The organism is Spiroplasma eriocheiris (genome assembly GCF_001029265.1).
GTDB classification, from domain to species: Bacteria; Bacillota_I; Bacilli_A; order Mycoplasmatales; family Mycoplasmataceae; genus Spiroplasma; species Spiroplasma eriocheiris.
The window spans coordinates 1,163,273-1,184,623 of sequence record NZ_CP011856.1 but is presented as its reverse complement, the minus strand read 5'-3'; the positions used below and the strand labels follow the sequence as shown (position 1 = coordinate 1,184,623).

Annotated in this window: 20 protein-coding genes; 16 read left to right on the top strand and 4 right to left on the bottom strand. The window is 30.3% G+C overall.

Going from position 1 to position 21,351, the window contains the following annotated elements; all coding sequences use genetic code 4:
- Window positions 1-22 precede the first annotated feature (22 nt).
- Together SERIO_RS05425 and SERIO_RS06765 are read right to left on the bottom strand one after the other, a co-directional pair.
- A complete protein-coding gene (locus tag SERIO_RS05425; RefSeq protein ID WP_236682186.1) occupies window positions 23-490 on the bottom strand; it encodes a MurR/RpiR family transcriptional regulator in 468 nt (155 codons plus the stop codon).
- 20 nt (window positions 491-510) lie between these two features.
- Window positions 511-858, bottom strand: coding sequence for a hypothetical protein (locus tag SERIO_RS06765; protein ID WP_073797519.1), 348 nt, complete (start codon window positions 856-858; stop codon window positions 511-513).
- 117 nt (window positions 859-975) lie between these two features.
- Here SERIO_RS06765 and SERIO_RS05420 point away from each other — a divergent pair, with 117 nt between their 5' ends.
- The 7 genes from SERIO_RS05420 (at window position 976) to SERIO_RS05390 (ending at window position 8,289) form a co-directional block, all read left to right on the top strand.
- Window positions 976-1,677, top strand: coding sequence for an N-acetylmannosamine-6-phosphate 2-epimerase (locus tag SERIO_RS05420; protein ID WP_047791822.1), 702 nt, complete (start codon window positions 976-978; stop codon window positions 1,675-1,677).
- Window positions 1,678-1,679: 2 nt separating this feature from the next.
- On the top strand, window positions 1,680-3,443 hold the full coding sequence (locus SERIO_RS06875) for a PTS transporter subunit EIIC (protein ID WP_047791821.1): 1,764 nt from the start codon (window positions 1,680-1,682) through the stop codon (window positions 3,441-3,443).
- Between the two features lie 156 nt (window positions 3,444-3,599).
- Window positions 3,600-4,922, top strand: a complete 1,323-nt coding sequence (locus SERIO_RS05410) for a hypothetical protein (RefSeq protein WP_053040863.1) — start codon at window positions 3,600-3,602, stop codon at window positions 4,920-4,922.
- Window positions 4,923-5,020: 98 nt separating this feature from the next.
- Complete coding sequence (locus tag SERIO_RS05405) at window positions 5,021-5,308, top strand: hypothetical protein (protein WP_047791820.1); 288 nt, start codon at window positions 5,021-5,023, stop codon at window positions 5,306-5,308.
- Window positions 5,309-5,383: 75 nt separating this feature from the next.
- A complete protein-coding gene (locus SERIO_RS05400) occupies window positions 5,384-6,235 on the top strand; it encodes a hypothetical protein (protein WP_047791819.1) in 852 nt (283 codons plus the stop codon).
- A 68-nt stretch (window positions 6,236-6,303) separates the two neighbouring features.
- A complete protein-coding gene (rpiB, locus tag SERIO_RS05395; protein WP_047791818.1) occupies window positions 6,304-6,735 on the top strand; it encodes a ribose 5-phosphate isomerase B in 432 nt (143 codons plus the stop codon).
- Window positions 6,736-6,798: 63 nt separating this feature from the next.
- On the top strand, window positions 6,799-8,289 hold the full coding sequence (locus SERIO_RS05390) for an MFS transporter (RefSeq protein ID WP_047791817.1): 1,491 nt from the start codon (window positions 6,799-6,801) through the stop codon (window positions 8,287-8,289).
- A gap of 15 nt (window positions 8,290-8,304) precedes the next feature.
- Here SERIO_RS05390 and SERIO_RS05385 read toward each other — a convergent pair whose 3' ends face one another.
- Window positions 8,305-8,535 (bottom strand): NifU family protein, encoded by a 231-nt coding sequence (locus tag SERIO_RS05385; RefSeq protein ID WP_236682142.1) that lies wholly within the window; start codon window positions 8,533-8,535, stop codon window positions 8,305-8,307.
- Between the two features lie 139 nt (window positions 8,536-8,674).
- On the opposite strand from SERIO_RS05385, the gene SERIO_RS05380 reads away from it, so the two are divergent.
- Window positions 8,675-9,697 (top strand): ribose-phosphate diphosphokinase, encoded by a 1,023-nt coding sequence (locus SERIO_RS05380; protein WP_047791815.1) that lies wholly within the window; start codon window positions 8,675-8,677, stop codon window positions 9,695-9,697.
- A 36-nt stretch (window positions 9,698-9,733) separates the two neighbouring features.
- On the opposite strand, the gene SERIO_RS05375 is transcribed toward SERIO_RS05380, so the two are convergent.
- Window positions 9,734-10,477, bottom strand: coding sequence for a hypothetical protein (locus SERIO_RS05375; RefSeq protein ID WP_047791814.1), 744 nt, complete (start codon window positions 10,475-10,477; stop codon window positions 9,734-9,736).
- A gap of 336 nt (window positions 10,478-10,813) precedes the next feature.
- On the opposite strand from SERIO_RS05375, the gene SERIO_RS05370 reads away from it, so the two are divergent.
- From SERIO_RS05370 to uvrB, 8 genes are all read left to right on the top strand, one after another.
- Window positions 10,814-11,626: an SPE_1075/MLC_0560 family membrane protein gene (locus tag SERIO_RS05370; RefSeq protein WP_047791813.1), complete on the top strand. Its 813-nt coding sequence runs from the start codon at window positions 10,814-10,816 to the stop codon at window positions 11,624-11,626.
- A gap of 103 nt (window positions 11,627-11,729) precedes the next feature.
- Window positions 11,730-13,064 (top strand): type 1 periplasmic-binding domain-containing protein, encoded by a 1,335-nt coding sequence (locus tag SERIO_RS05365; protein ID WP_047791812.1) that lies wholly within the window; start codon window positions 11,730-11,732, stop codon window positions 13,062-13,064.
- A 177-nt stretch (window positions 13,065-13,241) separates the two neighbouring features.
- On the top strand, window positions 13,242-13,829 hold the full coding sequence (locus SERIO_RS06535; RefSeq protein ID WP_148553475.1) for a YhgE/Pip domain-containing protein: 588 nt from the start codon (window positions 13,242-13,244) through the stop codon (window positions 13,827-13,829).
- A gap of 51 nt (window positions 13,830-13,880) precedes the next feature.
- Complete coding sequence (locus SERIO_RS06530) at window positions 13,881-14,504, top strand: hypothetical protein (protein WP_148553473.1); 624 nt, start codon at window positions 13,881-13,883, stop codon at window positions 14,502-14,504.
- Complete coding sequence (locus tag SERIO_RS06525; RefSeq protein WP_148553471.1) at window positions 14,473-16,296, top strand: ABC transporter permease; 1,824 nt, start codon at window positions 14,473-14,475, stop codon at window positions 16,294-16,296. The genes SERIO_RS06530 and SERIO_RS06525 overlap by 32 nt, the downstream gene beginning before the upstream one ends.
- A gap of 20 nt (window positions 16,297-16,316) precedes the next feature.
- Window positions 16,317-18,515 (top strand): ABC transporter permease, encoded by a 2,199-nt coding sequence (locus SERIO_RS05355; RefSeq protein WP_047791811.1) that lies wholly within the window; start codon window positions 16,317-16,319, stop codon window positions 18,513-18,515.
- Window positions 18,516-18,528: 13 nt separating this feature from the next.
- A complete protein-coding gene (locus tag SERIO_RS05350) occupies window positions 18,529-19,206 on the top strand; it encodes a hypothetical protein (RefSeq protein WP_053040862.1) in 678 nt (225 codons plus the stop codon).
- Window positions 19,207-19,305: 99 nt separating this feature from the next.
- On the top strand, window positions 19,306-21,270 hold the full coding sequence (uvrB, locus tag SERIO_RS05345) for an excinuclease ABC subunit UvrB (protein ID WP_047791810.1): 1,965 nt from the start codon (window positions 19,306-19,308) through the stop codon (window positions 21,268-21,270).
- Window positions 21,271-21,351: the final 81 nt, after the last annotated feature.

The window sequence follows — 21,351 nt, the reverse complement described above, 5'->3', positions numbered from 1 at the left end:
ATCTGAGTTTTATTATTTTTAATTATTTAGTATTATTTCAAGTTTTGACAATTTTAGTTCCATTTATAATGTAATTTTTATAATTACTATTTTTTTCAATAATCTGATTAAAAACAATATCTACAAATAATAACTGGATAATTTTCGAAGAAACAGCAGAATAGCGTGAGATTTGTTTAAGCGTTCGGAAGAGAATTTTATTATGTAAATATTTTTCATATTCACAATTTACATTTGAAGTAATTAAAGTAACTGGAATTTTATAGTTAAAAGCTATTTTAAGAATTTCTAAGATTTCTCTAGTGCGCCCAGATTTTGAAAATAAAATAATTTGGTCATTAGCTGTTAAACCAGGGATTGTTAGTAATTGGGTATGAAAATCTTTATTACAAGCTATATTAACTCCAATTTTTTGCAAATTATTTGCTAATTCCTCACAAGCAATTCAGGATGAACCAACACCAAAAATGAGAATGCGGTTTGCTTGCATAATATCATTCACAAGAACTGCTAATTGTTGGTGTTGAATATTTTGGACTGTTTCATTAATTGCATAGATATTATATGTAGTAATGTTATTAATGCTGTCTTGGAGTTGGGTTCCGGTTGATAATTGATAATGTTTTTTTGCCATTCGTTTTTTTCATAGACATACTGTTGAAGTTTTCGAAAGGTTTGAAATCCATTTTTATTAGCAAAACGACTAATTGAAGCTGTTGAAACATAGCATTTTTGGGCAATCTTCTGGATATTATTATTAATAAAATACTCTGTTTCAGCATTAATAAAATCAATGATTGTTAAATCACTATGAGTATTTTGCGGATTATCAATTTCTAAAATTTTAAATTGTCCCATCTTGTCACCTCTTGCAAATTATTATAACTCTTTTTATGTAAAAAATTTTCATAATTATAAAATTTATTTGTAAAAAAGTAAAGATTACAATATATTTATCAAAGGGGAGGAGATAATATTAGTTTTACAAGTAAAATTAGGAAAAAACTTATAGTATCATGTCAAGCAGTTGATGATGAAATTTTAAATGATAGTTATGTGTTGCAAAAAATTGCTTTAGCATGTGTCCAAGGCGGGGCGGAAGTGCTTCGGTTAAGCCAAGTTGAACATATCAAAGCAATTAAAGAAGTAGTTAAGGTTCCAATTATTGGACTAATTAAAAAACATTATGAAAATAGTGAAGTATTTATTACCCCGACTTTAGCAGAAGTCAAACAATTAGTTGCGTTACAAGTGGATGTTATCGCTTTAGATGCCACTTTTCGTAATCGTCCCTGCGAAAGTTTAGAAGAAATTGTCGAATATTTACGAGCAAATCATCTCCACCAGTTAATTATGGCTGATTGTTCGGAAATTAGTGATATTGAAAATGCTGAACGATTAGGATTTGATTTTATTGGAACAACTTTACGCGGTTATACTTCCCAAACAGTAGGATTAGGAAATTTAGATAATAATTATCAATTTGTTAAAGAATTAAAGCCAGTTATTAATAAAAGCCATCTAATTATTGAAGGTGGTATTTGATATCCAGAACAAGTTAAAGATTTATTAGATTTTGATCATGTTTGAGCAGTAGTCGTGGGAAGCGCGATTACGCGTCCGCAAGTAATTACCGAACATTTTATGAAAATATTACCAAAGAATGAAGGTGAATAATATTGAACAAAGAGTATCAAGCAGATAATAAAGATAGTTTTTCCTTTGTAAAAGAATGATGGAAACAACGTAGAAATAAATGATCAGCTAATTTGCAAAAATTTGCCCGTGGTTTAATGTTGCCGATTTCCGTATTACCCTTTGCCGGATTACTATTAGGAATTGGTGGGGCAATCGGGGCTAATGATCATAGTACGAGTGGAGTTATTGCCGCAAACATTTTTAAAGGAATGAGTGAAATTATTTTTGCTAACTTTGCTATTATGTTTTGTGTGGCTGTGGCAATTACTTTTACTAGTGAGTCAGGTGCCGCTGCTTTTATTGCAATAATATCTTATTTAGTTTTTTCTTCTTCCCAAATTCCATTCATTCATTTTGAAGGAAATACTTTAAAAGACATTATGTGGTTTCATAGCGGTGAGGGCTTAAATAGCTTAATTACGAATAATTTAGGAATTAGGTCCTTACAAACATCTATTTTTGGTGGGATTATTATTGGAGCGGTTACTGCCTATGTTTATAATCGTTTACACCTCTTAAAATTACCATCAGCAATTAGTTTTTTTAGTGGCGTACGGTTCTTACCGTTTGTAATGATTCCGTTAAGCTTTATAATTGCCATTATCTTCTTAGTTTTTTGACCATGGGTTGGGCAAGCAATTAATATTATTGGCGAAAATATTGCCAAAGCACCCGCTGGGGTTGATGGTTTAGCATATGGAATTTTTACCAGAGCATTAATGCCATTTGGTTTACACCAAATTGTGATTGCGGTCGCATTTACTACTCCATTTGGTGGGGTATTGTCAACTGAGATCTTTATGAATGCCATTCAACAAGCGAATGTTGATGCTACAAATGAACAAATTAAGCATATTTTAGACCTTTTAAAAGATAATCCAATTAATGGTGACCAATCAATTTGAAACTTCATTAATGGATTGCCTTATAATAGTCTGCCAATTAATAGTGGTGGGGGCTCAGTTCCAATTTTTGAATGATTTACAAAGTATGCGCATATTCATGCGGGAAGATTTACCCAAGACTATCCAACTTATTTAGGTGTGTGTATGGGAATTGGAATTGCCTTTATTTTAACCGCTAATAAATCAAATCGCCGTAATACTATTTCAGTAATTGGTTCAGCAATGGTAGTTGCTTTTCTAACCGGGATTACTGAACCATTAGAATTTACCTTCTTATTTATAGCCCCCTATTTATATTATTTAATTTATGTACCGTTATCAGGTTTTTCATATATGTTTATGCAATTAGTAGGTGCTCATGTTGGGGTTGGGTTTGCCCGTGGTTTTATTGATTTAATGATCTATGGGGCCTTACCAGTGATGAAGGGAACTAAGTTCTATTATGCCTTTCCTTTTGCCATCGGGGAGGGTATCATCGCTTTTTGTGCCTTCTACTTTGCAATTAAACATTGAGATTTACCAACTCCTGGCCGTGGAAACAATGAAGTGAGATTACTAAGTAAAAAAGATTTTAGCTTAAAAAAAACATCTCTTGCAACTAATGATGCGGACCAACGAATTCTTAATATTATTAAAGGATTTGGTGGCAAAGAAAATATTATTTCTGTCACATCTTGTGCAACCAGACTCCGAGTAACAGTCAAAGACGCAACAAAAATAGATCCTCAAGTATTTCGGAACGAAGGAGCAGCTGGTTCAATTATCAAAGGTGATAATATTCAAGTTGTCTTTGGCGGAGAAGTTGTTGTTTTAAGCGCACAAATTAATAAATTATTATAAAAATATTAACTAAGGGATTCAGAATAAAATGGAACATGTTTAGTGATTAAAAATAACCTAAACATGTTTTTTCTTCTCATTTTTTAGGATACAATAAAATTAAGAAATGAATAAACTATGCTGTGGAAAATTAGTTAGAAAGTTGGCAGGTGAATAATGCGTTTAATTACAAGAAATTTAGTTACATTAGTTTTTATTGTGTTAGCTTATTTTGCCTATTCAAGTTGGGTAAATTGATTAACTGATAACCAAGGGAACAGTAACTTAGTACAAATTTTAAGTCCGTTTAAGTTAATTATTTTAGGGATGTTATTTGCAATGATTATTCCGACTTTTAAATCAATTTTTATGTCGACAATCATTGGAATGCGTCAGTATAAAAAAACAAAATCAGATTTTTTATTGTATAATTATGATAAATTACACACTATTTTAGAAAATATGAAAATTAACATTTTAAAAAATAACATGTCAGGAATTAAAAAGGATTTATTATTATATGAAAAATCTCCGGTTAAACCAGAATTTGTTAATACCCTAGTGCGAGATTTACGAAAAACTGCATTGATCGAAGGTGATTTTACCCGTTATAAAGAAGTTATTGATAAGGTTCTTGGTGCTTTAACAGAAATTTACCAAAAAGAGCGCCAGGTTATTTTAACTGCTAATAAAAAAGAGGCATTCTTTGATTTTAAAAGAGGTTATGAAATGGCTTCGCAAGGTTCAAAATATAATGTGGATTATTACCAAACTTTATATAATAATGTAAAAAACCGCGTAGCCTTAGGGTGAAAAATCTTTTCTTTAAGTATGTTTCGCTTTTACTTTTATTTATTAGGATATGGTTTAGGAATTACAACTATTTTGGCAATTGTTGTTTTTTCTCTTCTTAACATTTACAGTAATATCAATTTAGAAAAATGGGGCGCTATTATTTTTGTTATTTGTTGTGTGACAATTGCGTTAATTGTTCATTTAATAAAGACCTTACAAAATAAAAACCTTAATAATAAGAATTACTTAATTATTCCCGCTCTGGTTTACTATTCGTTAATTGCCTTAATTACCTTAAACATTTGTTTGACAATTAGTATTATGCCAAGTATCACTGATCCGGTTCCAAATGTTGGGGAAAGTATTTTAGCAATTGGTCCTTTACCATATTTACTATCGCTAGCTTATTTAGTCTTATCAACAGCTTTATTACTATATGTAATTGCTACTTTAATGGATAGTTTTAAAGCCGATGGGTTATCGTTAGAGTTAATTATAGAAGGGTTAGTGGTTCCGTTTGCATTGTGACTAGGGGTAACAATTGCGAAGTTTACAACGAATAGTTTAAGTAATCACCATCAGATTAGTGCCCAATTAAATAATACAATTACCGGTTATATTGCGATTATCTTGTTTATTTACTGAATTATTAACTGGATTACTGGTAGTTTTATGTCTGTCGTAGTTAAAAAGCAAAAAAAATAGTGATAATAACCAAAAAAATTCTAAAAAAGATAAAAATTATTTTTTTATTTGTTAATATATAATTACAATGGATATAAAGAGTAAGTGAGGTTTTTAACATGGGCTATTATTATCAACATAACTTTAATTTTTCATATCATGGTTTGCAACGAATTAAAGAACGCATTGCTGATTTTAAAGCAATGGATGAATGAATTATTAAGGAAAAGATTATTAAAATGATTGATAATTCGACTGATCGAATTGAAACCACACGAAATTTTTATATTAAATTAGATGACTTTAAAAATAATCTATATGTAGTTATTAATAAGTATAATAATTTAATTGTAACTGTAACACCAATGAGTCCTCAAAAATTACTAGAGATATTAAATGAAAAATAATATTTTTTATTTCTAAGAATAATATAAATGAGAAATTTATGAAAATAAGATAGATATTTTAATGGAGTTAAGAAAATGGAAAAGAAAAAAATTATTGATTCAATTTTAGCAATGACAAAAAATTGAAAGCCAATTGTGATCAAAATTAAGCACACTTATAAAACTTTTATTCGCAAAAATATTATTGATCGGTTTTTAGAAGAGATTCACCAATATCCGGAATTATCAAAATATATGAAATTATTTAGAATTTTAACAGTTCCCAAGGTAAAGGGTAGCTTATATTCGGATGCCTGAATTATTAATAAGCAAATGAAATATTTTGACTTTGATTTTGCGTTGCAAATTAGTTGTAATAATGACGTTTATCGTGATGATCGAACTTTATTAAATTTTGCCAAGGTTTTAAGGCAATTAATTATTAACAAGTTAAAACATTATTTAACAATTATTTTACATAATACCCACCGGTGAGTGTTACCAAAATCAATTGATGATGATATCTTAATTAATAATATTAAAACTTATTTGCAATTTGTGGAAAAAACAGAAATCCCCATTGAATTTATTAATTTACAAGATCAAGAAGTTATTAAAACGATTTTTAACCAATATATTGGCAATCCGATTATTGCGGAATTTAATTTGAAAACGCAAGATAAAAAGAATGTTTATGATCGTTTAATTTCATATATGTATGATGCCCAAAAAAACCGGGCGCTAAGTAATTTAAAACTAATTGTGAAGTTTAATTTTATTATTCAATGTTTAAAATTATGATATATTAAAAATGAACAATATATTCATTTTAAAATGAGTGAACACCAAATTTATAATCAGTGTGCGGATTTATTATTACAGTATGCTGATCAAAAACTAACTCGTGTTGAATATGCTACAATTATTTTAAATAATTTTTGTGATTAATTAAGGTTAGGTTTTTAATTTTAAAAAGAAAGTATGTTATAGTTAAAACATAAGGAAGGTGAAGAAACATGAAAATTGCCATTGGAAATGACCATACTGGGGTGGAGATGAAAAATGTAATTGTTGAATATTTAGAAGATAATGGTTATGAAGTAATTAACATTGGAACTGATACTTCTGAGTCAGTTGACTATCCAGATTATGGTTTCAAAGTTGGGGAATTAGTAGTTAATAAAGCTGCGGATTTGGGAATTGTTATTTGTGGAACGGGAGTTGGAATTTCAATTGCTGCTAATAAAGTTAAAGGAATTCGAGCAGCATTGTGTAATGAAACAACTGTTGCGAAACTAGTTCGGGAACATAATAATGCGAATGTGCTAGCCTTAGGAGCTCGTTTACTTGCAAACCATAAGGCAATATGAATTGTCCAAGAGTTCCTTGATGCCCAATTTGATGCTGGCCGTCATGCCAAACGAGTTGCCAAATTAGATAATTATTAAAATCTCGGATAATTTTGGAATAATTATCATATAATTATTAAAGAATTATAAAGTGGGGTAATTATGCAAGATTGAGATAGTTTGATTTTATATCCATTGTTAACTATTGTTGTAATTGTTTTATATGTGCTCTTATTAGTCAAAAGACATTTTAAAACTAAAAAACAATGGTTTTTTATTATTCAACATTTCTTTTTTTGATTAACATTATCTGCAATTTTAAATTTAAATTATAATTTCATTTTATTTACTGCTAATATTAATTGAAAAAACTTAGGAATTTTAGTCGGAGTTAGTGCAAGTTTCTATGCAACAATCTTTTTTATTCCTGCTTCGTGGATTACTGGTTTATTAACTCGACGTTTTTGGTTTTGACTATCATATTTCACAATTATCCTCGGCATTATTTTAGCGCTTGCCATTCCCCACAACCAAACTATTTTTATTATTTGTGCGTTATGTTTTGGGATTGGCATTGCTTCAAATTCAATTTGATACTTATGTTTTAATGAAGTTTATTTATACCGGACTAATTCATTTTTAACAGTCGCATTATTATTTCCGGTGGTAATTATTGCTAATTTTACTGGGTTAAATATTTTGAACTTTTTAAAGAGTGTTAACAAAAATTATGAAGTGGATTATTATATTTTGTTTGGTTTAATTTTAGGGTTTATTCTAATTTCTTTTGTTTGTTGTTTTAAACTAAAGGAACGGAAAGAATATATTGGAGCATTTAATAGCCAACAATTAAAATTAGCTAGTAAGTTTTCCTGGTGAAAAGTTAGTGGTATTTTGGTAATTTTATTTTTTGTGGGGGTAATGCGAGAATTTGCCCAGGGTGATTTTTACAATTTCTTATTAGCTCAACAAACTTGAGAAATTTATCAGAATCTTACCTATATAAATAAATATTTACATTTAACCCAGGAATTCTGGTGAATTCCCCAAATTATCGCCGGGATCCTCCTTTATCCAGTTATTGTTAAAAAATGAGGGATTCGTAATACAATTTTCGGAGCTTTTACTATTTGAATAATATATTTTTTAGTAGTTGCTTTTACGAAGATTCCTGAATTATGAATTACTTGCCAATTATTAAGTGTCTTGGCGTTTGGTATTATTTTTGTAATTTTATTTTCATTATCAATGGTTTGAAACTACCGGGTTAGTCGCCGTCCGGTAACCGGTTGTTTTTCAGCTTTAAATGCATTAACTACATTTGGGGCACAATTTGTGCAACGGGCAATTAGTAATGCCCAAGTAGGACCGTTTAAAAATATCACTCTTAATTGAAATTTACCAGTGGTAACAAATGATTCTTATGATCTTAGTCACCTCCATAATTTAGTGATGATTATTTTTGCTGTTTGCGCCGGAGTATGTTTATTATTAATGGTTTTTGTATTCTTTACCATTAAACATATTAGTGGGGAATATTTTAGTCGGCAAAATTATAATTTTGCTCGGCAAATCTTAGCAGCAAACTTAACCGAGCAAGAATATGATCAGGATGTTAGTTTAACTGAATGATTAAGAAAAGATGCTACTTAGCAAAATAAAAAGAAGTTACATAATAACTTCTACGGCTTCAATTTCTTTGAGTTCTTCTTTGACAATTTGTTCAACTCCATCTTTAATGGTACTGTCAATTAAACCACAGCCAATACATGCGCCAGCTAGGCGAACATAGACAATATTATTCTTCACTTCAACAAATTCAATATCCCCGCCATCTTGATTAATATAAGGACGAAGATTTTGAATTATTTCTTTTGCTTTTTCATTTAGATCCATCATACCACCCCATTTTTTTAATTATAACATTATTTAAGTATTTAAAAAACATTGTTTACTATTTAGGAATATTATTTATAATATAATTATAAAACACATTATGTTAGATGGATATAATAAGGAATAGAAAGAAGAAATGATAATGGAAGAAAAAAACTATAGTATTTATGGATTAACAGCCGGGGATAAACTAGCCGATGAAATTTGTAAGTTATTAGGTATTAAAAAAGAAGAAATGGAAATTAACCGCTTTGCGGACGGGGAAATTTTAACAAGGGCTGTTAACTCAGTACGGGGGAAAGATGTTTATATCATTCAGTCAACATCCAATCCGGTTAATGAAAATTTGATGGAATTATTAATTGCCATTGATGCGTTAAAAAGAGGAAGTGCCCAAACTATTAATGTTATTATTCCATATTTTGGTTATGCGCGTCAAGATCGGAAAGCCCGTGGTCGCCAACCAATCACTTGTAAATTAGTAGCTAACTTAATTACAACAGCCGGTGCCAACCGAGTAATGACTGTTGATTTACATTCTCCCCAATCAATGGGGTTCTTTGATGTCCCAGTTGATGATTTACGTACGACCCAAGAAATGGCGCGTACCATTATTCGTAAAATTCAAGAAGATAATATTAAAGAAGAAATTACAATTGTGTCACCAGACCACGGGGGATTAGTACGTGCCCGTGAAATTGCTGATCGTCTTGGTAATTTGGCAACCAATATTGCGGTTATTGACAAGCGAAGACCAAAACCTAATGTTAGTGAAGTGCAGTTTGTCTTAGGGGATGTTAAAGATAAGGTTTGTTTTATTGTTGATGATATGATCGACACAGCGGGCACAATTTGCAATGCTGCGAAAGCACTAAAACAACATGGGGCAAAAGATGTCTATTTATTAGCTTGCCATGGGGTTTTTTCAAACCCTGCGCGAGATCGCTTAACTGAATTAATTAAAGAAGGATATGCGAAAAAAGTTATTGTAACTAATACTATTGATATTCCTGAAGAGCACCGTTTTGAGGGCTTAGAAATTATTACAATTGCCGAATTAATTTCATGAATGATTGGGGCAATGGTGGCTAAAAAAAGTTTATCGGATGTTTACCAAGCTTTTAACGAAAAAATTAAAACTTTAATTAAAAAAATTAGTAAATAATATTAATAAAAAGTCAATTAATAATAAATTGACTTTTTATTTTATTTTATTTCATGTTTTATAATTAGTTTTAACAAATCAGTTTAAACTAAAGCGATTTTCTTTCGTAAAAGAAGGTAAGAAACTAGCAGAGTTAATTAAAGTATCATTTTTGTTAACAACCGCAATTGTGTCTTGGTTATAATTTTTAATTTCTCGCAATTTTAAATTAAGTTCATTGTCATCTAAATGATAGATATTAATTGTTTTATGAGTTACTGTGGAAGTTTTAATTTTAAGAATTTTTGTCTCCGAATTATTTGGTTCTACTTTTAGTTTATCTCACCGGCTGGGAGCTACTTTCTGATTAGTATTAGTGGTTTTTGGTTTTTTAGTTAAAGGGATTGTTTGCTTTGTAATATTTTCTGTTTTAACGATTGGTTCTGGGTTTTGCTTGCTTACCGGTGTTTTTTGTTGAAAAGTAGGTTTTGGATTATCCTTGCGCACTGGTTTTTTGGCCGATGGTTTTATTAACTCTTTTTTTGTTGGTACACTTTCCTGTTCTGCAAGAATTAGCGGTAATTCTTTTGTTGGGGAATTACTGTATTCTTTAGTAATATGTAAGATTAATTTTTTTTGTTCCCATGATAAGCCCTTTTTAAATCTTAATAACCGTTCAATTGTCGCAAAGTTTAATTTTAGGGTAATCAATTCATTAAGAATTTTTTTGGTTTTTTCATCTGTGATATTTTTAGATAAACTTACTAATTTTTCATTACTTCATTCTTCGATTTTTGTCATATAGTTTATCCTTTTACTCAATATTTAATATTCTTTATATAGTTTTATCATATTTTTAATTATTTTTTTAAAATTGTTGATATAATATAATGATTAGATTTAGAAAGCAGGGAGAAAATGACCATTATCGTGAGTAAAGAGCATAGAAATATTATGCATTATTTCCATTTTATTTTTCTTTTTGCGACTGTTGCAATTTCTTATTTTTCACAATTATTAAAATAATTATTTAGTTTTACTTTTTGATATTTTTTAGCAAATATTTAATATTTGTCTTTTTTGTTTTTGAATCAAAAGGTTAGCTATTTTCTAAAAACAATGGAAAGGTGAGATATTATGTTAGTCAATTTAAAACAACAAATAAGTTGAAAAAAAATTAGTATTAAAATTTTCCTATTCCTGATTGGATTATATCTTTTTACAATTGGGTTAAGTTTATATTTACCAACAGCGGTTGGGGTAATGCACCTTGACTTTACCATTTATTCAGTTTTAATGGTTTGAAAAGGAATTTACACGGATGGAACCTTGGATACGACAGTTTCTAATGGAACAGTCCATTGAATTGTGTTAGGATGTTATTTTTTTATCCTAATGTTGTTTTCAATTGGATTTGCTAGTGTTAGTGCTTATCGTAAATATCAAGTTACTAAAAATAAACATGAATTTAATATTTTGTGGTGGGTATTAATGATGGATCTTGTTATTGTCTTGTTAGAACCATTTATGTTACAAATGCATGAATTATATATCACTCCAGCGCTTGCTAATAAAATTAAAAATAGTGATTATACAATTCGAATGTGAATTTTCTTTGGGGGATTTTTATTAAATGCTCTTGGGGATGCCATTTGATTAAAATCAAATATTTTTTTAGGTCCTTATAATTCAATTTGTTCTAACTTTCAAAAAATGAGTAAGTGAAAATATATTAATGCGCGAATTTTCTTAGACTTTTGTATTTTAATTCCAGGGGTTATCATTACCTTGGTAACAACAACTATTAGTTGGGATTTAAAAGGAAAGTTCTTTTTGAACTATATTAACTTAGGAACAATGGCGTTCATTTTTGCCTTTGGTCCGATTGTTCATTTACTAGGGACTTCTTTAGATAAATTAGGACTAAAATTTCAAAAATGGTTAAAATAAAGGATAATAATGGAGCTATTTTTTTGTTAATGAGAAACTTAAAAATGTGGTATAATTTTTTGGACTGTATTAAAAATTAATTTGAACAAGGTGGAACATATAGATGAGGAAATTAATTAGTTTTTTTTGTGTACTAAATTTAGCAAGTTTACCAATTGCAACAACTATTGCTTGTGATAACAGCAACCAAAAAACTTCAAAAGTTTGGGTCGTAACTGACGGAGGAACGGTGAATGATCATTCATTTAATCAATCGGCATTAGAAGGTGCGGATGATTTTGCAAGAAATGCCTTTAATCGTAAAGCATCTTTTATTGAAACAAAAAATACGAGTGGAGGAGTTGACCCTTTAACGGATGACTTTAAACAAGCATATCAAGTAGCTTTAAGTTCGGGTGCTGAATATATTGCCATTGCTGGATTTAAACATGCCGCAACGGCCGGATGGTTAAATCATCAGGCCCAAAATTATTCAAATTTTAAAGGAATTGTTTTCTTAGATAGTGCCGCAGAAGCAGTTAAGAATGAAGATGGCGGTTATAGTAAAATTGCAGGGACAACTTTTGATAGTCAAAACTCAGGATTTTATGCTGGCTTAGCAGTCGGGATTTATTTGAATGCTTTTAAAAAACAAGGTGATGTTAATGGCGATGGAAAATTATCGGCGGCTACTTTTGGTGGTTTTGATTTTGCTGGTTCAGTTACTAATTATATGTGAGGATTTTTAGCAGGGTTGAAAACTTTTAATAAAATTGTGGACCCGGCTAATAAAGACTTACAACTAGTAAAACCATCGCTATATAATATTGAGAATTATATGAAAATTATCACGGGACAAGATCAAAAATTAGAAAAAATTGAATTTGCCCAAACAACACCACCTGCAGTCGGAACGAATGGTAAAGATGATAGTGCATGATTTACAAGTAGTTTTAGTAAGGGCGATGGGGTTACCTTAGCAAAAAGTTTAGCTAGTAAAGCGGATGTTATTTTCCCGGTGGCAGGACCCCAAACATTGGATGTTTTAGAAAATACCAATGCTTATGTGGTGGGAGTTGATGTTGACCAAGCAAAATTATATGAAAAGTATCACCAGCGTTTTATTACGAGTGCTCTAAAAACTATTCGTAAGGCAGCCTTTGAAATTTTAAACATGATTCGTAATAATCCGACTTATGCATTAGGAAAAACATGGGGGACATCTGATGATACACCCTATCATAAAGACTGAGCAGGGATTAGCATTATTAATGGAACACCGTTAAATTTTGCAGCTCGCTTAATGGAAGATTTTAAAAAAAAAAAAAAAACTGAAATTCAGACTCAATATCGCGGATTATTAAAACAAAATGGTGCAGCTACCAAATTTGCTATTAGTTACGCCGGACTAGAAGATGTTGTTGACAAGTTATTAGGAATTAAGTCATCAAAATCATAGTGAATACTATGATTTTTTTATTATCTTTTTTACAATATTATGGCAAAAATTTAGGATTTTTTAAAAAAATAATTTTAATTTTGTTGCTTTTTATATTTTTTAATGTAGAATATTTAATCTAAATTTTATATATGATATACTTTAAAAGTAGCATTTTTGATGGGAGTTAATTAAAATATGGACAACAAAAATAAAGATGACTTTAGTGTGCCCAATGAGGATAAGGCAGCTAGCACTGAAGTTCAAAAATATACCCGACTAACCTTCGGGACTGTTTTAAAGACGGAATTATTTAATTCGATTGCTAAAAGTAAAAAACACTTACTAAGATTTTTCTTAATTTGTTTTATGTCTTTTATTTATGGAATTATTTGTATTACGGGAGTATGAGATCCAATTTCCCGAATTGACCAAGTACCAGTGGCAATTGTTAATCGTGATGCCCCTAGTTGTTTTGCGTATATTAGTACTATTAAGGGTGGAAATGAGTTTATTGATGATGCAAAAGAAGTATCATATTTTGATAATGCCAAAAATTCTTCGGAATGTGGTGGTTTAGCTAAGCAATGGTTTGAAACAGGAGGTTTTGATAAAACCGTTTATGAATTAAATTATCGTTATGCTTCTTTAGTTGATGATATTATGACCAATGGTTCTGCTTATAATCCAGCAACTAAACAAATTACTAAAAGTGTTGGGGATATTAGTACTAATATCAATTATTTAAGTGGTAATGATGCTTATTTTTCACCACAATCAAAATAATGAGTACAATTAAACATTCCGCAAAACTATACGTTAAATACTTATAAATTAATGCGTGGTTTAAGTTTAATTGGAACTTCAATTTTTGCTGCTAATGAAGAGGATAATCTTTATAAGGCAATGGATTTCTTTAAGGATAATAAGATAAATTTATGAGCTACTTATGAACATAGTTTTATGATTGGAAATATTATGAACATGTTAAAAAGTACGTTTGGGGGAATTGCAACGAGTGTGTTAACCACAATTTCACCCGAAGCATTATTTTGATTAAGTGCCCGCCAAGATCAGGGTCAACACTTTGGAGAGTATTATATTATTCCTTATAATATTCAAAACTTTATTATGAATATAGTTAATGGTATTAATAGTTATGATTGTGATGGTACTAATAATACGACAGTTTGTCAAGATGCTAGTGGTCAACCAATTTCAACAAACTTATACAATGCTTTGCAAAAGTTAAAAAAAGATAATGAAGAATTATATAACTCAGTAGTGTTAATGTTCCATCATATTAAATACGATGAATTTGTTAAATTTGAGTCCGTAGGAATCAACAAAAGTATGACTTTTGTTGAATTATTACCAAAGGCTTTTGAAATTATGTTGCCTAATTTAGGACCAATTCCGGACAAAAAAGATGTTGAAAAAAGTTTATTGATCAGATTATAAATCTAAACTATTGTCAGTAACTAATTATTTTATTTCGGATGCCCAAGCTTCCCAGAAAATTAATACTCATATTCAAGGAAAAGAATTTGGAACTTATGGATATGGATTAGGTTTATATTTTATTTCAATTTCTTTATGAGTTGGAGCAATGTTACAAACATTTATTTATAGTAAAAAAAGTTACACTAAGAATGCAAAATGACATCAATATTATTTAGCAAAATGAGTAACTATGATTATGACTTCTTATGCCCAGGTCTTGTTGTTATTTATTGGTTTATTAGCAGTTGGTTATGGTAATTTAGGTTCACCAATTCTTTACATGCTAATGTGGATGGTTATTACCGCCACGGTGCTAACAACCATCACCCAGGCACTCTGGTATTGTTTACCAGATGTTAATAGTGGGCGGTTCTTGTGTATTATGTATACTGTTTTCAATTTAGCAGCCGGGGGGGGAAGTTTCCCAGCTATCTTACAGAATAAATTCTTTGAAGGAATTAGTTATATCGTACCGTTTACTTACACAATTCGAGGGTTAAGTAACATTGTGTATGGGGTGGCTTCTAACGAGGGAATTATAAGTAATTATAATGACCAAATTCTTTCATCATTTGGAATTATTTGTTTATTCTTTGCCTTTTTCTTAGCACTAGGATTAGCAACATCATATGTTTATCGTCGGATTGACATTTATGGAACCTTTAAGTTAAAAGAAATTTATTTAGCAATGAACAATATTAACGAAACAGAAAACTTTGCCCAAAGTCGTCGTGTTATTAATAACTTAGATATTAAATATACAACCTTAATTAAAGAGTATATTGATAAAATTAACCGGAACAAGAAAATTAAATTATTAGAAGATAAGATTAGTAATTTATATAAAGATCCCGCGGTTGTTCGAATTAAGAAGTTAGAATCAAATTTAGTGACTCTCCGTGATCGTTTTGAAATTATTAACCAACGCTATAATATTTTAAGCCAAAAAGTAGAGATTACTAATTCGGCCCATGATCAGAAAAAAGTAACAAAATTAAAACGAAAAATTAATAAGTTAGTGGAGAAAATTAAAAAAGACCGCCAAGAAATTATGGAATTAAAAGCAAATCCCAATATTGAAAGAATTCGTAGTTTAACTGCTAAATATAATACGATGAAAACAGAGTATGATACTTTAGCAAGTGGGAATACAAGTGACTGAAAAGTTAAGGTAAAAGGGATTAAGTTAAAACAAGAATTGATCTATACGAAAAAGAAAATTGCTGATTTAACTGCTTCAACAACAAAAACTTTATTTGATAGTCCAAATGAAGTAAAAATCAATAAGTTAATTATTGAATATAATATTATTAAAGAACAATTAAATGATTTGCAAAGAAATAATAAAGCAACTGAACATCTTACTAAAAAATATGAAAATAAATTATTAAAAATAAAAGACCAAGTAACTGCGTTAAAAGAATCAAGTTTAATTATTAACCGTTTTATTGAAGAAAAAATCATTAAATTAAATAAACAATTAGAAACAATCAATATTGAGAAAGCAAAAAATCAAAAATTAGCTTCATTAATGAAAGATGATAACTATAACATTAAAGTTAAAAAAGCAAACCATAAAATTAGCGAAATTGTAAATGAAATTCAAGTTTTAGAAGAAGAACTAAAATCAATTGTTGAGCATCAAAAAGACCGTATTAAAAATAAATATAAATACAATAAGTATTTAATGAATTTAACACGGATTAAAAGTAATTATGTTTATGATGATGCCCGCGAAGGGATAGCATAGAAAGGAAGGAGAACTTAATTATGAAAAATGAAGAATATAAAACTAAATTACGAAATGAAGGAAAACCTAAATTTCGAACAATTTTAAAAGATGAACTCCGTGCCTTTTTTGTGGAAAAACCGTTTAACCGGGTGATAGCTATCATTGGGTGTTTCATTACCTTTATTTATGGGTTCTTCTATATTTGAGCCTTCTTTGATCCATATTCAAATTTACAACGAATTCCGATGGCAATTATCAACCAAGATGATAATGTTTGTATGATTTATAAAAATGATAATGATCCAAATGGCAGCGGGCCCCACACAACATCGTTGTTAAATGCCCAAAGTATTGACTACGATTATACTGCCTATACTCAAGAAGACTGTCGTGCATCAGCCCAAATGGTTGGGAAAAATGGTTATTATACTAGTGTCACAGATGAGGCAATTACAAAGTTAAACTTTTATAATCCAAATACTAATCGTTTTAAATATGATTTAAAAGTTGGCCAAGTTGAAGGTGACTATGTCCGTTATCGCGGGAATCCCGAAGAATTAGATAACAAATATTGAGTACAGATTAGAATTCCCCGCGGATTTACTCAGCACTTAACATCATTGTTAATTAATATGAATAAAGCAAATTTTACTTGTTTTGATGGTTTTGATAGTAGTGGCATTTGTAACGATAAAAATCCTGAACATACGTTAGATCCCAAGTTACTATCGGGAAAAATTATTCAAGAACTAAAATGATATAAAACTAATAAAATTAGTTTATGGGGAACTTTTCGTCATAACTTTGCGAGTGGAATGATTACGGATTTTTATCAGAACATTTCTTCAACCTTAGCAGCGACAATTGCACCCCAACTTTTATCAACAACTTTATTTACTTTATTTAGTTATTATGAACAAAATTTTGATGGTAGCTGAACTAGAACTGTTGAAGAATCTGATATTAACCGTTTCTTTTTAGAATTTTTAGACTCGAGGTTAATTCCTCCGGTCACTTATAAAGGTGTTATTGTTCAACTACAAACAGTTTTTCCTCGTGCTGAAGCTTTAAAAAGAATTTTAGATTTAACAGTATCAGATGGATTGATTAGTCCAACTATTTCTGATGAAATTTACCGTTTATTTACCGGGATTTTACCAATTTCTATTCCGCCAATTATTAACAATTTATTTCATTCAAATAGTTTATCAGGGACAAAAATACCGCCTCCATATGTATGAAAAATTAACCCGGTTACACAAAAAATAACAAGCATAGATTATACTACTGCGATAATGAACTATAATGATTTTGTTAATGCAATGGGTAATTTTATTGATAATGGAAAAACCCTTGGTGGTATCTTTGATATGCCATTCGAACTAGTTGGAAAACAATATAGTGAGTATGGAATCGGACTTGGACAAGCATTCATTTTAATTGCTACTTATATTGGTATTTTTGCTTCCACTGTTATTTATAATCGTCGATCGCGTACGCCAAATACAAGGTTTTACCAATATTATTTATCAAAATTATTAATATTCCAAGTTAACACTTTTATTCAAATAACAATTCTAATGTTGATGTTGTTAGCAATTGGTTTCACCACTTTAGGCTCTTCATTTTGATTATTATACCTATTTGTAATCTTTATGGGATTTATCTTAACCTTTATTGTCACGGGAATTTGATTTGCCATTCCTGATGAGGTTGGCTCGCGGGTTGCAAACTTAGTCTTCTTAATGCTTAACTTTGCTTGTGGATGAATCTTATTCCCAGCCTTTATGGCTAATGATTTCTATAATGGGTTATCAAATATTATGCCATTTACTTACGGAATGCATAGTATGGGTGAAATTATTTATGGAATTGGGGCTGGAGTTGGACAAATCCATTACTACCAGGTCGATATTATTATTAATTGTTTAATTTTATTAGCAATTGCTACTTTCTTTATTATTTTAGCCCTTACCGTGCTACATGTACGATTCTTGCATGCCCGTTATGGAACTCGAAGAATTGGGATTATCTTTGATGCGATGGGCCAAGTGGAATCAACGCAAGAATATGCTCGCAAACGAAGTGTTCTTCTGATTTTAAAAGAAGAGCAAAAACAACAAATTAAAGCTAAAGTAAAAGAAATTTTAAATAAAACCCATAACGAAAAATATTCATATACAAAATTATCAAAACGACAACTACGAAAATTAGAGCGGAATGCAATTGAGGATTAGAGGAGGAGTGTCAATGAAAAGAATTTTATTATCATTAATGAGTTTAAGTATTGTTGCTACTAGTGCAACTAGTTTAGTTGCTTGTAAACAGACAGAACAATTTAATTTTCCTGGTAATAATCAATTTGTGAAAACTGCTTCTCCCGTTGTCATTGCGAAAGTAAATAATTTTTTACAATATAGTTTTGTATATACCGAAAAAGATGGGAAGTTTATCTTTGAATATAATTATCAAGATAATCCAACCGACCCGGATCAACCAAAACCAAACCAATGACCAAAGTATGATTCAATGGAAAAACTAAATCCATGGGGAAACGATGACTTTGGAACGACCGCGGCTAATACAATTGCCGTAGCAGTATATGCTGCAACAACAATTGGTAATACTAAACATGAAGAGGCCGGAGTTCAGGGATGCTTCGCCCGAATTATGCCTAACCCGGAGGGTGAGCTATTGCAGTTAAAACAAGCAAGTTTACCAACTAATGAATTTATGAACGAAAGTATGATTGCCAAAGCCAAAGCAAATGCCGATATGAAAAAGATTTTACAAGGTTATTACTTAGTGACAAGTAAAGTCCCAATTTTAGTCAAAGGTGGCGATAAAGCAAACCCTGATGACTATGCTAATTTCTTTTGGTCAGCAGCAATTTTACCGATTAGTAATATTAATTCGAATATTTTATAAGTTTAAAGATGTTTTCATAAGCATCTTTTTTATCTTTTTAAAGGAAGAGATAATTTTTTATAATTGGTATAAAATAATATTAAGAAACAGGTGAGAAAAATGTTTAAATTAGTATCAGATTATAAACCATCTGGTGACCAACCAGTTGCAATTAAGGAAATTACTGCAGGAGTGCTTACGAATAAACGCCATCAAGTTTTATTAGGAGCAACGGGAACGGGAAAAACTTTTACGATGGCTAATGTTATTAATCAAGTTAATAAACCAACTTTAGTAATGGCCCATAATAAAACGTTAGCAATGCAATTATATGTCGAACTAAAAGAGTTGTTTCCCGATAACCGCGTGGAGTATTTTGTTAGTAATTTTGATTTTTACCAGCCAGAAGCTTATGTTCCTAGTAAGGATTTGTATATCGATAAAGATGCTAAACAAAATATGGAATTAGATATGATGCGCTTAAGCGCCTTAAATGCCCTTTCAACAACGAAAGATGTTATTGTGGTTGCTTCAGTCGCGGCAATTTATGGGGCCCAAGATCCTCGTGAGTATCGTAAATCATTCTTTGAATTAAAACGGAACCAAGTTTTAAGTAAAAAAGAATTAGCAGCTTATTTAGTCGGTTCTGGATATACACGAAATGATATTGAATTAATTCCCGGAACGTTTAGTGCTAAAGGAGATGTTATTAAGATTGTGCCGGGATGAAATATGAAAAATTTTATTCGGTTAGATTTGTTTGGTGATGAAATTGATGATATTTCAGTTGTTGATGGGTTAACTGGAGATGTTATTCAAAAATTGACAAACTTAACAATTTTTCCCGCGCAAGATTATATTACTAGTCCCGAACGGATGAAAATTGCTATTGAAAATATTGAAAAAGAACTTCAAGAACGATTAGCAGAGTTACGGAGCGAGGGAAAAATATTGGAAGCCACTAGACTAGAACAACGTACGGAATATGATTTAGATGCTTTACGTGAAACCGGAATTTGTTCAGGAATTGAAAACTATTCACGTCATTTAGATTTACGTCAACCAGGTGAACCACCATATACTTTAATTGATTATTTTGGTCCTGACTTTTTAACAATCATTGATGAATCCCACATGACCCTTCCACAAATTAGAGCGATGTATAATACTGATCGTAGTCGGAAAGAAACCTTAGTTAATTATGGTTTTCGTCTACCAAGTGCTTTGGATAATCGCCCGTTAAACTTTGATGAGTTTAACCAAAAGTTAAAAAATATTGTATATATTTCGGCAACCCCGGGTGATTATGAATTAGAATTAGTAAATAACCAAGTAACCCAACAAATTATTCGCCCAACGGGTTTATTAGACCCCACTGTCGAAGTTAAACCAACTGCCGGGCAAATTGATGATATTATTGCCCAAATTAAGTTACGAAGAGAAAAAAATGAGCGGGTATTTATTACAACTTTAACAATTCGGATGTCAGAGGATTTAACAAGTTATTTACAAGAACAAAATATTAAAGTAGCTTATCTGCACAGTGAATTAAAAACATTAGAACGCAGTCAAATTTTACTAGAACTTCGTAAGGGAGTTTATGATTGTATTGTTGGAGTTAACTTAATTCGGGAAGGGATTGATATTCCAGAAGTTTCGTTAATTTGTATTTTAGACGCGGATAAACAAGGATTTTTAAGAAATGAACGAAGTTTAATTCAAACAATTGGGCGGGCTGCACGGAATGCTAATGGGCATGTTATTTTATATGCCGATCGGATTTCGGATGCGATGGAAAAAGCAATGAAAGAAACTCTTCGTCGTCGTAGCATTCAAAATGACTACAATATTATGAATGAAATTAAACCGCAAACTATTATTAAACCAATTCGTGACTATACTAGCATCAAAATTCGTGATAATAAATTACATAAAATTAAAAATAAAAATTCCAAAGAATACAAAACAGCGAAAGAAGCCTTATTGAATGATTTACGAAAAGAAATGTACCAGGCTAGTGAAAAATTAGATTTTGAAAAAGCAGCTGAGTTGCGTGATATTATTATTGAAATTGAAGCCCAATAAAATAAGTTTGATAACTTATTTTTTTCTTTAAAACTATTTTTAAAAAGCGAAATTATTAATATTGAATATGTTATTATTAAT